Genomic DNA, 13,021 nt, shown 5'->3' on the forward strand with positions numbered 1-13,021 from the left:
CTCTGATGTTTCGCAGTATCTCTCAGATTTTACGGATACGGAATTATTTCGACTGCTCAAGCTGCTGAAAGCCGTCATCAACGGGTATGATTTGCTTTTCCGGCTGCTTTTCCTCGTCTTTCAGGAAATAGACTTCCTCGACATTCACTTCGTCTTTCAGCTCTTCGACTTTCAAATCCTGCACCTTGCCATTGGCCGGAGTTCCGGTCGGCGCTGGAGTCGGCTCGGCCGGAGCCACATCCGCACCCGTCGCCACCTTCTGGAAGAGGGCTTTGGCGGATTCAGAAAGGGGCTGGGCCGCAAGCTCCTGGTTGATCCAGCCATTGACCTTGGCATTGGGATCATAGGTCGCGGCCACGAGGTAAAGCTCATTGATGGAATCGCGGCGGTTGACCAGATTCTCCAGAATCACGCGGCGCGTGCCAGCGTCGACGATGCGTATGGCCTGCCTCATGATATAGAGTTCGCCGGGCGAGACCTCTTTACGGAAGCGTCGAAAATAATTTTGGATGAGAGCCCGCCGGGTCGAGCCTATGCCCATCTCCACACTATCGATGTCGACGGCTTCGCCGGCTTCCGCCAAGGCGATCAGGGCCTCCATGCGCGTCCAGAATTTAGGCTGGGCGAGAGCATCGTTCAGAAGAAGCTGCGATCCCTTCAGGCGGGCTGCACGCATATCTATGACAGTTTTATAACGCTGCCATACAAAGGGATGCGCAAGACCCTGGCGCCATCGTTCCTCCTGAGCGGGCGTCAACACTGCACCTTCGACTCCCAACGTGGCGTCGAGTGGGTTTGGCAACGACCAGTAGGGATTCACCAGATCCGCTTGGGATGGAGGGGCTGCCGGAGGGGGAGCAACGGCTGCGGGCTGTGCGGCCGGGGCAGCAGGCTGCGGACTCGCCATGGTCGGAGCTGTTTCCGGCCCCATGTCGTCAGCAGGTACCTCCGGCGCGGGCTCCGATGATGAACCGAACTGACTCAAAATCTGCGAGATCGGACTTTCTGTTCCATCACCACTCGTCAAATAAAGGGCCGCGGCAAGTGCGAGCACTAAACCGCCAAGTATGATATAGTTCCGCGTGTTATTGGAATTATCGAATTTTCCAAATATCTCGGTCATCCGCGTGATGGATGTCCCAAAAGACGATCCAGTCGCGGACGAACTCAGAGGCTGGGCGTCGGTCGCCTGTCCCAGGTCACTGGCCGCCGATGTGGAGGTTTGGAACTGATCGCCGCCTCCATACTGCGGATTATACATAACATTCGCGGGCTTAGGCGCTTCCTTGGCCTGGCCTTGAAGGCCCCCGATATCATCCAGACTGATGGTTTTGATCGCTTCACTCATTTGGCACCCTCTTGGTCCCTGGATCTTCTTTCTTCATCGTCAGAGTTCCAGGAAAACTTGAATGAGGGGGCTGGGTATGCGGCGGAATTTCCCGGATATTTTCTGTATGCGGGCCGTCATAAGGAGCGTCAGTGGGACGGGATAGGGGAAGTTTTGATTGTTATTCGCGCTGGAATTGCGTATAAACTTCGCTTGAATTTTGAGGATTTTGTGTTACTTAAACATCCTCCCATGCGCTTATAAGCATGTTGTTACAATCTCTTATTACCGCAAAGGTTTGCAGCCCATGAAACTCGAGAAGCTCAGGAACATTGGTATCTCGGCACACATCGACTCCGGTAAAACCACTTTGTCCGAGCGTATCCTTTATTACGCCGGTAAGATCCATAAGATTGAAGACGTTAAGGGCGGTGGTGACGGCGCGACCATGGACCACATGGAACTGGAAAAAGAACGCGGTATCACAATTACGTCGGCATCGACCACGGTCTATTGGAAAGACCATATGGTCAACTTGATCGATACCCCGGGTCACGTGGACTTTACAGTGGAAGTGGAACGCTCGCTGCGCGTTCTCGATGGTGCTGTCCTTGTTCTTTGCGGTGTTGCTGGTGTTCAGTCGCAGTCGATCACTGTTGATCGCCAGATGAAGCGTTACAACGTTCCGGCCTTGGCCTTTATCAATAAACTCGACCGCGCCGGTGGCAACCCATTCAAGGTCACCACCGCTCTGCGCGAAAAATTGGGCCACAACGCTGTCCTGATGCAGCACCCTATCGGCGCTGAATCCAATTTCCAAGGCGTCGTGGATCTGATCACGCGCAAAGCCATCTATAACGACGGCGAAAAGGGCGACGTCATCCGCGTGGAAGACTGCCCAGCCGAATTGAAAGATAGCGTCGAAAAACTGCGCGCGGAAATGCTCGACAAAATTTCGATATTTAACGATGAAATGACGGAAATGCTTCTGGATGAAAAAGAAATCCCGGAAGACATGATTCACGCCACGATCAAGAAAGCCGTTCACGCCAAGGAACTGACTCCAGTCTTCATGGGGACTGCTTTCAAGAACAAAGGCGTGCAGACCCTTCTGGATGCCGTTCTCCGCTACCTGCCATCCCCGCTGGATCGCAAGTACTACGGTAACGACAACACCAAAGGCGAGAAGATCGAAGTCGTTCCCGATCCGAAAAAACCTCTCTGCGCGATGGCGTTCAAGATCACGGACGAAAACTTCGGCCAGTTGACTTATACCCGTATCTATCAGGGTACTTTGAAGAAGGGCGAGAGCTACTTCAACCCACGTATGGGCAAGACCCAGCGCGTGGGCCGTCTTGTGCGTATGCATGCGAACGATCGCGAAGACGTGAACATGGCTGAAGCCGGCGATATCATCGCTATGGTCGGTGTGGAGTGCGCGTCCGGTGATACTTACTGTGACGAAGGCATCAACGTCACCATGGAAAGCATGTTCGTTCCCGAGCCCGTGATCGAACTCGCCATCAAGCCTGCCAAGCAGGAAGATCTGGTGAAGATGTCGAAAGCTCTGAACCGCTTCATGAAAGAAGATCCGACCTTCCGCGTGAGCGTGGATAAGGAATCGAACGAAACCCGTATCGCAGGTATGGGCGAGCTTCACCTTGAAATCTACGTCGAGCGTATGAAGCGTGAATATAAGGCGAACGTGATCGTCGGTCAGCCGAAGGTTAACTACCGTGAAGCTCCGACTCAAAAAGCCGACTTCGATTACAAACATAAGAAGCAGACCGGTGGTTCGGGTCAGTACGGTCACGTTGTGGGAACCCTGCACGTGAACGAAGCTCCGAAGTCCGAGGATGATTCGCATGAATTCCTGAACGCCACCGTCGGTGGTTCGATTCCCAAGGAATTCATCCCAGGCGTTGAAAAAGGTTACCGCGAAGTTCTGGACAAAGGTCCTTTGGCCGGCTTCAAAGTGATCAACACCAAGTTCGAATTGAAAGAGGGTACCTATCACCCCGTCGACTCTTCCGAGATGGCGTTCAAGATCGCAGCGCGTCAGGCGTTCAAGCAGGCGTTCCTGGAATCGAAGCCTGTGATCCTCGAGCCTATCATGAAGGTCGAAGCGGAAACCCCGATGGAATTCCAAGGTACCGTGCAGGGTGACCTTTCGTCCCGCCGCGGTATGCTCCTCGGTTCGGATATGCGCGACGAATACGCCGTTATCCTCGCCGAAGTTCCGCTGGGAGAGATGTTCGGTTATTCGACTGACCTTCGCTCGAAGACTCAAGGTAAAGCGACCTTCTCCATGGAATTCGCTTGCTACCGTCCAGTTCCTTCCTCGATCCAGGAGCAACTGGTCAAGAAGTTCCGCGAAGAGCAGGCTAAAGGTGGCAAAAAAGACGACGAATAATCGTCTTAAGCAACATGCTGTTATCAGGGGCTCCGCAAGGGGCCCTTTTCATTTTCACCAAAGCGCCGAAACCCTCGCATCATTCAGCTCCGTAAGAATCTGCCGATACCTAAGCATCGCGCAGGAGGCGCTCTTATGGAAAAGAAACCAAAGCAAACTCGTTTACGTCTGGTGACGACGGACGAGACGAAAACTGAACCGACGATCAAAGACGAGCTACAGGAAAACGCACAGCCGCGCAGTAAATTCGCGCAGCAGATGAACAGTTTTGCTGATGATCTTGATCGAATGATTGAATCTATTCTGCGATCTTAAGACCGCGGAGCGGAGGCCTGGCTTCGTTTTCCGCTGGTTAAGATTTCTTAACTCCATTTCTACATGGAATTATCCAACCTTTTCCTCTGATTTTTCACTGCTCCTTCCGCTTGCTATCACGAAATCTTATACTGACAAGTGAGCACGTGCGAAACGCTCCTATCATCAACGTTGGAGTTTCCCATTTATCCCAGGCTTCACAGCGCGATCAAAAAGCTGCTCCTTATCAGTATCCTGGCCAGTACCTCTGCAGCTCAGGCTGTGCAAGGTCCCAGAACGCTGACCATAGGTTCGCCTATGAACAGTCCTCCCTTTGTTTATGAAGGGGAAGGACACGGTATTGAAATGGATCTGGTGGGCACGATCATCAAAAAGATGGGCTATGGAATTGCGTGGCGTCATCTGCCGCCCAAACGCATCCGGCATCAGGTCGCCCAGGGTGAAATCCATATGGGAATAAGGTCGCGGGCTCAGGCGGGGGACAAGCTCTACTATAGTAAACCCTACATTCATTTTCAGAACGTCGCGATCGCGATCGATCCCAAGGTTCAGGTCACGTCCATCCAGGATCTTTCCAAGTTCAACGTGGTCGCCTTTCAAAATGCCCGCGAAGTCCTGGGGAGCGATTACGCCAAATCTGTCGCAAAATGCGCCGTCTACATGGAAATGCCGAATCAGATGAAGCAGATCGAAACCCTGTTCCGCCGCCGTTCCCAGGTCATTGTTTTGGAGAAACAGATTTTCCAGCACTTCCGTCCGCAGTTCGATCAAAAAAGCGAAGTGAAATTTTTTGAAATCTTTCCCGCCACGCCCTATTCCGCGGTCTTTGCCGATAAAAATTTGCGCGATGAATTCGATAAGACCCTGCAGGCCCATCTTTCAAGCGTTGGGACGAAAAAGAATTAAGGCGCGCGGGTCAGGCAGGATACTGTGCGATTCTGCGTGTTGAACTTTACCGTACCGACGATTTCACGGCTGCTGCTCTGCACCAACCAGGATCCGTCCGGGCCAGGCTCAAGGCTGAAGGCGGACAGATTGCAAAGCCGCTCCGCCAGAACCCGGCGAATGTCGGATCGCAAAGCGCTGCCTTCCCAGGCTCCATAGACCGCAAATTCCGGCTGGCTACAGGGCAAGGGGCTATCCACGGCACAGGTAAACGACGTGCGGGTTTTTTCGGGAATGGGAAGGATGGCCGTGAAGGTGGTCACGACCTGATTCATGGCGTCAAGGCTGATACAGGCGCCCGAGCAGTCATGATCCGAGGCGGCACATTCCGCGTCGCTCGCTCCAAAGCGATGCTCCTGACCGGAACGATCGACGAGAATCAGAAAACGTCCACCATAACCACCATCCACAGCTCCATAGGGATTGCAGCGCGGCACCTGGCGCACGCGAGCATCGCCGAGGCGAGCCAGAAATTCCTCCTGGACCCTGGCTGGCAAGGCGCTGGTATTTTGAATGAGGATCGGTTCGTTGGGAGTGAAGGGCACAGGATCAAAGCGCCGCTCGACCTCAAGTCCCGAGGATTGAAGGTCAAGTCGGAAGGTCAGGGTATCGGTGATGACAAAGCCGTCTTCGAAGAGTTCAAGCAGCCGTAGACTTTTGCTGTGCTTGAGAACGGGCCGCAGATCGGTAGCCCTGGCATCCAGGCCGGATGGATCCCATTCCTCAGGAACGGAAGGGCCGCGTCGATGCTTGCAGGACGTAAGGGAGCCAAGGCTCAGAGCCAGAGTCACGAGTGCCGCTCGTTTCACCCATTCACGGTTTGCGCGCGACGCTCCCAATTCCGATCCGCCTGTGTCTCATAGATGTTTTTCTGAAGACTGGACAGTTCATGCGCGAGTTCCAGGGTGGGCTGCTCCAGCTGCTGCAGCAGAACCCGGGCCATACCCTTCCAATCGGAATTCGATTCCGCCACCTGGATGGCTCGATGCGATTTCTCTATGGTCTCCCGCATGGAATTGACGTTGGTGATATCAATGCGGCGATCGATCAGGATCAGAATGTGATCCAGGAGTTCGATCGTCAGCCGCACATCCTCGATCACAGCACGCGCTTCCGCACTCAGACGCGGGCCCTTGTATTCCCAAAGGTGGACCGCGACCGGCTTCAGATTCCGGCCGATGGCTGTGCTCAGATTCCGCAGGGCATCTATGGTCTGGATGCAGATTTCCATCGGCGAATCTATTTTGCAGCGCATATCGGATTCCGGCGTCAGCGGCAAGGCCGGTACGCGCAGGACATCGTCATGGCCAAGGTCAATGTCACGACCATCCAGCGTAATCCGCGTGATGGTGTGATCAGGCCGGACCAGATGCTGCTCTATCCACGCAACGGCGTCCGACAGATTTTGAATCGGGACCGGTACCGGGATCTTTTTGCCGTTGATCAGCAGCTTTTTAAGCATAAGACTCTCAACCGTTGGATGTCGTCAGCTTAGTTTTTTGCTGTTCGAATTCCGTGCTCGCCTGTTTGGCAAGGGCAGCGGCGCGCTTGTCGCGAGGATCCGCGTCCAGGATCTGCTTCATGAGGCCCAGGCACTCGCTGTAGCGGCCCATTTTGAAGATGATGCCGCCGAGCGTATAGATGAAGTTGTAATCGTTGGGATGAATCTGCAGGTAGCGGCGGATGGCTTTTTCAGCCTCCCCATATGATTCGCTCTCATGCGAGATACGAACCAGCGAGTAAAGCGCTGCGGTATTCTCGGGATTGATCGAAAGGGCCTTCACGATCCAGCGGCTGGCTTCGCGCAGCTCGTTCATACCCTGGAATGCGAGTCCAAGGCCGAGGTTCGCCATTTCATCATCAGGAGCAAGGCTGACCGCTTTCTGGAAGTGAAGGACGGCGATGTCGTTGCTGTTCTTCATCAGACCGACCGTGCCGAGTCCCACGTAGACCCGCGGGGAGTATGGATCGAGGTCGGCTCCATGCATGTAGGCGTCTTTCGCGCCATCAATATCACCGAGCTTCGCGAAGCAATCCCCGATCAGGCGATAAAGGTTCGCGCGGTGATGAACCGGAACTTCGTCCATTTTGAAGACGGTTTCGATGGCATCGACGGCTTCGATATACTGCTTGCTTCTGACCTTGGCTTCGATTTCGAGGATGCGATGATCGAGGCTGCTCAGGTCTTCGCTCGTGGTCGGCTCGACGAAGCGGCTCAGAATGTCGAGCATGCTGGAGCGGACGCGTTCCGGGGTGAAGCGCTTGCTGGCTTCGCTCAGATTCTTTTGCACGATATCATGCACGATCGAAGGATTCGACCGCATCTTATGGATGGCTTTGGCCAGGCTGATCGGGGACGACGCGCAGAAATCAACGCGATGCTTGCCGCAGTATTCTTCGATCAGGGCATGACGGGCCGCGATCACGGGAATACCCTGGGTCATGGCGCTGACGAGGCGATAGGGGTCGCCTTCCAGACGGTCACGCGAAGCGATCGGTGAAATATAGATCGCGTCGGTAGCTTGGTGGATGGCCCGGATGCTGTCGCGGCCCGGGGCATAGTAAAGCGTGCAGTTATCAATACCCATATTCACGAAGAGTTCGCGCAATTCGGTGGCATAGGAACCGACGCCGCAGAAGACGATACGGAGCTTCGATTTCAGACTGGGTTCGCGCATGATCAGAAGACGGGCGGCGCTGGCAAGATCGGCCAGTCCTTCTTCCCATTCCATCTGTCCGAGGTAGCTGATCATGAGGTCGCTCTCGGCGATTCCGAGGCTGGCGCGCGCCTTGGCACGACCGGCTGGGCTGCGATCCACACGGGCTTCCACCCAGGTGCCCATTTCCATGATGCGATCGGCATGCACGCCTTCAAGTTCAAGGGTGCTGCGTGCGGCCTTGGATTGAACGAGGAAACCATCGGCGCCGTTGGTGATTTCGGTGCGGATGGTCCGCATCTGATCCACATCATGCGCCGGGAAAGGCACGAGGTTATCAACCCAGACCAGAAGGCGGAATTTATGCCTCCAGCGGGCTTTCAGGGCTTGGTAAGCGTAAAGGCCCAGGCGTTCCTTCACGATCACGATATCGAAGCTGCTCAGCACTTTTTCAAGGCTCGGCAGAAACGTAGGATTGTCATCATGGTCGCGCAGGACCACGCAGGTCAGATCCTGGAAGTACGAAGTCTGGGTCAGGTAACCGCAGATCGACTCCGAGCTGATGACCTGCACTTCGAAAGCGTCGGTCAAGAGGCGAAACTGATCAACCTCTTCGACGCTGGGCAAGCTACCCAGAACCAGGGCTACCTTTTTCTTCAACTCACCCATCGAACGCCTCCGAATCTATACCGATTTTTGAAAGCCTGCCTCTTCATGAACACCCGAATAAAACTTGCCGATCTTGGCTCGGTGCTGGCTGATTTTCACGAGTTTCTCGCCCAAACGTTCCTTCGCTTTTTCGATCCCTTGCCTTAGGCTCTGCTCGACATTCTGCAGGTGCATACCCAGGCATTGCAATTCAGGATCGGCGAGGTAATCCGTGCGATGGACCCGAACCATATGGTCCGCGGCCCGGAAGTTATGGAAGGCGGCATTACGCCAACGCATGGCGGAATCGAAGCTGTTCCAATCTTCTGACACAAGGGCCGCAAGTGCCGCTTCCGATCGCGCCAGATAGATTTCCAGAATCTTCTTGATGCGGTGAAGTTCAGCTTCCATGACAGCCTCAATGCTCTGCATATCTTCATTGTATGGGACGCGGCTTTTCAGTGTCAATGCAGCTGGGATACCGGTTCCCCGCTAAACAAGGGGATAAACCATTGCGAAGATTAATGTTTTCTCCCCGTCCTCATGCTCATGACCAAATTTACCGATAGGCCTCTAATGCATTCAGACGAGGTCAGGTCATGAAGCGGATAGGAAAAACGTCCTGCGGTTTTCTGTTGTTATTGAGCAGTCTGACGAGTTGCAACGGCAAAGGTTTCAAGGGTGGAACGGCTTCCGATGAAGCGCCCTCGGCCGAAGCCATCCCCCAAAATCCCGAATCCATCCCCATATCAGCCAATACCGTTATGGAAACGGTGATCGAGACGAGCAGCTCGCAGATTCAGGTCGCGGCCTGTCGCGAAAAGCTGAACTACGATCCCAGTCAGATTCTTTGTTCTTTGAAACAAAATGATAAGAAAACGGTGTGGGATGTGACACCTCCCTGGATCGACCGGGTCAATTCCCTGAAAAATCGTGCGGCCGCCTGGATATCACCCCTGGCCGCCGTGGACAATGCCAATGCCAGCATCATGTGCCCCTTCGTTCCCGAGAGCGATCGGCTGATCTTTGTCAGCAATTTTACGCTGGCCGAAGACACGGACATCACTCTGGAAGCTGTGATTGATGATACCGGCAGCGTGCGCCTCTGGAAGGATGCCGACTCCAAGCAGCAGGTCTATATTTCCGCGAATGCGCCGAAGGTTGATGGCGCGATCCGCCTGAGCAAAGGATTTTATAGTATCGTGGCGGATGGAGTGGATGTGGGGAAAGCTGCCACGGGCATGATCATGACCATCTTCAATGCCCAGGGGGGCATCGTTCGCCAGACCGAGGCCTCGGCCAAGGACTGGTGCATTTTCCGGGTCAAAGCGGATACGGACGTCACAAATTTTGTGAATGCCGCCTCGCTTTGCCGGTCCTGCATGGTGGGAAATCGGGCCACCGGCCCTTAACCGCCGCTGCCTTCAAAAGCCGGGCGGGCAATGGAGCCGCTGATCTTGTAGTTCAGCTGCCCTTCACTGCCACCTACGACGCTCAAAATAAAACCGAAGTTATCTTTCAGCGTCCCCTCAAGCTTTAGGGGTATGGTGATGTCGAGTATGGAGTTCTGGAAAGGATTCTTCAGACTCACCACGCCGCGCACATCCGTTTTGATCTCCTGCGTTTCAAACCCGGACTTGTTATCTATCTGCAGGCGCCCGCCCTTCAGCGAGGCCTTGACTATGGCGCGTTTGAAGTTCTGCTTGGCCACCACGAGAGTCGGGTTGGCAAGATCCAGGCTGGCCTTGTCGATCCTGAGCTCCACATCACCCGACGATTGCAGCGGGTCGTCGATCGCCAGTTTGATTTCGCTCTGACCGCTTAAATTCCCCTGGAAAATAAGCTGGACCAGAAGGTCCTTGATCATATCGTTCGCGGTCTTGGCGGAATGAGCCAGAGCCACGTTCACGATCCCGCCCAGTTCAAAGTCCTTGGCTTCGAGCGAGATATGCTTCGGCACATAATTCTTATCCACCAGCAGCTGCCAGAGGCCCCAGGATGCGCTGGTATCGAGCGTCCCATTGTTCCGGCTCACGAGCTCGACATTGACCTTGGCCTGGCCAATGAAAAGATTCAGGAGTGAAACCGAAGCGTCCATGCTCTTGAGTTCCATCTGCGCGCTGCCATCCGCTGTGGAGATGCGCACGCCGCTGGCATCCACGCCGACCAGGAACGATGGCCCCATTTCCTTGACCCGCACGGTGAAGCCGGTAGCCTGGGAAATCTCGGACACGATGGCCTCTTTCAGCACCCCATAAGGGAAGGTGAAGAGGAAAAAGATCAAAAAGCCCAGAAAGAAGAGAAGGACGTACCAGGCGGCGTTAAAGACCTTCCGCGTTTGTTCGGTCACCTCGGACACTGGTTACCCCCCTGTTTTGTAAGCAATGACTTTCGCGCTGGTCTCGAAGAACAGGCGATCGCCATAACGCGTGCGGATTTGCAGACTGTGCACGTTCAGGCTGCCGTTGGATTTTTCCACTTCCTCCATGAACTTTAAAAGACGCGGCAGGGAAACCTTCGGCAGCTTGAATTCAACCTGGGTGTAACGGAAGTCCGCGGCCAGCGGACTCTCTGCGGGAATTTCCGTGTCCTGGGAACGCAGGTCGGCGATCTGCACCCCGACCTGATTGGCTTTGCTTTCAAAGAATGGCTTCGGTTTGAACTCCGCAGCGCTGCGGCTGACAGCGGATTTCAATTCCTGATAGCGCTTCAGCTCCTGCTCATAGGTCGAGCTCAAGGAACGCACTTCCGTCAGAGCATCGAAGCTGGCATTGAGTTCATCTTCCAGCGCATTGATCCGGGTATAATAGATCGTAAAAGCACCAAGCACGAAGACGAGCAGCATGCCGACCACACCAGCGAGGACGCCGGTCTGATGCTCGGGAGACAGTTTATAGAAACTGTCCATGAGGAAGTCGATGCGCTCATTGTTGGCTCCGAAGAGCGAACGGCGAACCCGGTCGACTCCACGAGCGACCAGAGATTGAATGGAATCACGAACGTTCTGCAAAGCGCTCATAGTTTGGCCGCCTCACTGTTGGGATGAACATATTCAGCCTGGATGGTGAACTCGATGACCTGGCCGTTGGAACCGGGCTTGGCGCCGGAGCTTTTCTCTTCCACCTTGCGGAGCGACTTGGCCTTGCCCAGGGCCTCGATGATGGCCGACTGCGAGGCGAAGTTATCCGTTTCCGCCCGCATGGTCAGCTTGCCAACGCCGGGCTGCGTCGTGCGGAAGTCAAATTCAGTCACATCAATCTTGGTGGTCTTGGGAATGACTTCGCTGATTTCCTTCAGTACGCGGAGCGGTCCGCTCTCGCTGTTCGCCAGCATGAATTCGGACACGGCGGCCTGCTTATCCCGTATCCCGCCCCGCAGCTTATTCTCAGCATCAGAACGAAGCTTTTTGAAGGTGATGTTCTTGTCCGAATACTTTTTCTTAAGCTCGGGGAAGTTCGTCAGGAACTCCTGAACATACTGCTCCTTCACCTTCTCGATCTGCTGATTATAGAAGTAGTACTTCACGATATAGGTGAACATCAGAAGGACAAGGACCAGCGAGATCACCTTGAAGGCCTGGGTCACCCCCTTCATGATGTATTCGTAGTTCTGAACGTAGGCGAATTCACCGCGGCGCAGGTTGATCTGCGAATGCTTCTTCAGGTTCGTGACCGCACGCAGACCGATCGCCAAACTCTGGGGCAGGATTTCCTGCTTGCTTTCCAGGGCGGCGTTGATGCTGATGTTGGTCTTGGTGATATCGAACTTTTCAAAATTGAGTTCGAGCTGATCGGTCAGGAAGCGATCAAAGTGCTTCAGCTTCGAGGTTCCGCCGGTCAGGATCACCCGATTGATGGGCTCCTTGTCCCAGGTTTTATAAGCATAGAAGGTGCGACCGAGTTCCTTGACGATCGCATGCGCGGCCAGCGTGGTGCGTTCGGCGATGCGTTTTTCACGCTCGCTCATGTCCTCGCCGCGATAGTTGGTGTGAAAGACCGCGCTGACTTCATGCTTGGCGCGCTGCGCTTCATGGAAGCTGCATTCGAGGTCGCGGGCCAGGAAGTCCGTGATATAGCGGCCGCCGAGGTTGATCGAGCGGAACATCCGAAGGACGCCGCCCTTGATGATACAGACCGAGGTCTTTTCATTGCCGACATCGACCAGGGCATAGCACTCATTTTCCTGGGCCACGATGGTCGGACACAGGTTATAGAAGGCCAGACTGTCAACGTCGACCAGTTTCGGGTCGATATTCACCCGGCTCAAAAGGTCGAGGAAGTTCCGCAGGAAAGCCTTACGAGTCATGACGGCCAGGGCCATGGTCTGACCCTTGGAATGACCGAGGATCTGATGATCGACGATCATGTCTTCCATGTTGAACGGAACATATTCTTCGAGTTCGACCGCGATCGACTGCTGGATCTTGCGCGGGTCCGAGAAGGCGAAGGGGATCACGCGGGAGGATATGAACTGGCCCGGCATGGCGGTGATAATACGGTCAGCCGTCAGATTGTGTTCCTGGAACAGCTGCTCCATGCAGATCGGCACGATCGCGTCGAGGGGCACACCATCCAGATTGGGAATGACCGTCTCATAGAAGTTCACGACTTCGTAGGACTTGAAGGTATTGACAATCTCGATGGCTTTGATCGAATAACTGCCGATGTCGAGGCCTATGACTTTTTGCATAGAAGCGTTTCCGTCCTGGTCGCTGGC

The 13,021-nt window shown here is 54.6% G+C and carries 12 protein-coding genes; 4 read left to right on the forward strand and 8 right to left on the reverse strand.

What is annotated here, in order from left to right; all coding sequences use genetic code 11:
* Positions 1 to 43: 43 nt before the first annotated feature.
* Positions 44 to 1,348, reverse strand: coding sequence for a hypothetical protein (locus VFO10_RS14980; protein WP_325141524.1), 1,305 nt, complete (start codon positions 1,346 to 1,348; stop codon positions 44 to 46).
* Positions 1,349 to 1,634: 286 nt separating this feature from the next.
* Between VFO10_RS14980 and fusA the strand changes: the two genes are divergently transcribed.
* The 3 genes from fusA to VFO10_RS14995 all read left to right on the forward strand — a co-directional run bounded on the left by fusA (position 1,635) and on the right by VFO10_RS14995 (position 4,961).
* Positions 1,635 to 3,740 (forward strand): elongation factor G, encoded by a 2,106-nt coding sequence (gene fusA, locus VFO10_RS14985; RefSeq protein WP_325141527.1) that lies wholly within the window; start codon positions 1,635 to 1,637, stop codon positions 3,738 to 3,740.
* Between the two features lie 135 nt (positions 3,741 to 3,875).
* Complete coding sequence (locus VFO10_RS14990) at positions 3,876 to 4,055, forward strand: hypothetical protein (RefSeq protein WP_325141529.1); 180 nt, start codon at positions 3,876 to 3,878, stop codon at positions 4,053 to 4,055.
* A 261-nt stretch (positions 4,056 to 4,316) separates the two neighbouring features.
* Positions 4,317 to 4,961, forward strand: a complete 645-nt coding sequence (locus VFO10_RS14995; protein WP_325141531.1) for a substrate-binding periplasmic protein — start codon at positions 4,317 to 4,319, stop codon at positions 4,959 to 4,961.
* Here VFO10_RS14995 and VFO10_RS15000 read toward each other — a convergent pair.
* From VFO10_RS15000 to VFO10_RS15015, 4 genes are read right to left on the reverse strand one after another with little or no spacing between them, the layout of a single operon-like run.
* On the reverse strand, positions 4,958 to 5,839 hold the full coding sequence (locus VFO10_RS15000) for a hypothetical protein (protein WP_325141533.1): 882 nt from the start codon (positions 5,837 to 5,839) through the stop codon (positions 4,958 to 4,960). The genes VFO10_RS14995 and VFO10_RS15000 overlap by 4 nt on opposite strands.
* Positions 5,806 to 6,462, reverse strand: coding sequence for a hypothetical protein (locus tag VFO10_RS15005; RefSeq protein ID WP_325141535.1), 657 nt, complete (start codon positions 6,460 to 6,462; stop codon positions 5,806 to 5,808). The genes VFO10_RS15000 and VFO10_RS15005 overlap by 34 nt, the downstream gene beginning before the upstream one ends.
* Positions 6,463 to 6,469: 7 nt before the next feature.
* On the reverse strand, positions 6,470 to 8,326 hold the full coding sequence (locus VFO10_RS15010; RefSeq protein WP_325141537.1) for a tetratricopeptide repeat protein: 1,857 nt from the start codon (positions 8,324 to 8,326) through the stop codon (positions 6,470 to 6,472).
* A 15-nt stretch (positions 8,327 to 8,341) separates the two neighbouring features.
* The gene (locus VFO10_RS15015; protein WP_325141539.1) at positions 8,342 to 8,716 is read right to left on the reverse strand and encodes a hypothetical protein; all 375 of its coding nucleotides are present in this window, start codon (positions 8,714 to 8,716) and stop codon (positions 8,342 to 8,344) included.
* Between the two features lie 188 nt (positions 8,717 to 8,904).
* Between VFO10_RS15015 and VFO10_RS15020 the strand changes: the two genes are divergently transcribed.
* Positions 8,905 to 9,717: a hypothetical protein gene (locus tag VFO10_RS15020; protein WP_325141541.1), complete on the forward strand. Its 813-nt coding sequence runs from the start codon at positions 8,905 to 8,907 to the stop codon at positions 9,715 to 9,717.
* Here VFO10_RS15020 and gspN read toward each other — a convergent pair.
* The 3 genes from gspN to pilM are packed head-to-tail and all read right to left on the reverse strand — an operon-like array spanning position 9,714 to position 12,994.
* A complete protein-coding gene (gspN, locus tag VFO10_RS15025; protein ID WP_325141543.1) occupies positions 9,714 to 10,664 on the reverse strand; it encodes a type II secretion system protein GspN in 951 nt (316 codons plus the stop codon). The two genes, VFO10_RS15020 and gspN, sit on opposite strands and share 4 nt — an antisense overlap.
* 3 nt (positions 10,665 to 10,667) lie before the next feature.
* Positions 10,668 to 11,324 carry a hypothetical protein gene (locus VFO10_RS15030; protein ID WP_325141545.1) on the reverse strand — a complete coding sequence of 219 codons (657 nt, stop codon included), beginning with the start codon at positions 11,322 to 11,324 and terminating at the stop codon, positions 10,668 to 10,670.
* Positions 11,321 to 12,994, reverse strand: coding sequence for a pilus assembly protein PilM (gene pilM, locus VFO10_RS15035; RefSeq protein WP_325141546.1), 1,674 nt, complete (start codon positions 12,992 to 12,994; stop codon positions 11,321 to 11,323). The genes VFO10_RS15030 and pilM overlap by 4 nt, the downstream gene beginning before the upstream one ends.
* Positions 12,995 to 13,021 lie beyond the last annotated feature (27 nt).

Origin of the sequence: Oligoflexus sp., assembly GCF_035712445.1 — a bacterium.
Classification (GTDB): Bacteria; Bdellovibrionota_B; Oligoflexia; order Oligoflexales; family Oligoflexaceae; genus Oligoflexus.

Coding starts and splice junctions, on each gene's coding strand:
- VFO10_RS14980 (WP_325141524.1), bottom strand. CDS start 1,348: ATGAGTGAAGCGATCAAAACCATCAGTCTGGATGATATCGGGGGCCTT.
- fusA (WP_325141527.1), top strand. CDS start 1,635: ATGAAACTCGAGAAGCTCAGGAACATTGGTATCTCGGCACACATCGAC.
- VFO10_RS14990 (WP_325141529.1), top strand. CDS start 3,876: ATGGAAAAGAAACCAAAGCAAACTCGTTTACGTCTGGTGACGACGGAC.
- VFO10_RS15005 (WP_325141535.1), bottom strand. CDS start 6,462: ATGCTTAAAAAGCTGCTGATCAACGGCAAAAAGATCCCGGTACCGGTC.
- VFO10_RS15010 (WP_325141537.1), bottom strand. CDS start 8,326: ATGGGTGAGTTGAAGAAAAAGGTAGCCCTGGTTCTGGGTAGCTTGCCC.
- VFO10_RS15015 (WP_325141539.1), bottom strand. CDS start 8,716: ATGGAAGCTGAACTTCACCGCATCAAGAAGATTCTGGAAATCTATCTG.
- VFO10_RS15020 (WP_325141541.1), top strand. CDS start 8,905: ATGAAGCGGATAGGAAAAACGTCCTGCGGTTTTCTGTTGTTATTGAGC.
- VFO10_RS15030 (WP_325141545.1), bottom strand. CDS start 11,324: ATGAGCGCTTTGCAGAACGTTCGTGATTCCATTCAATCTCTGGTCGCT.
- pilM (WP_325141546.1), bottom strand. CDS start 12,994: ATGCAAAAAGTCATAGGCCTCGACATCGGCAGTTATTCGATCAAAGCC.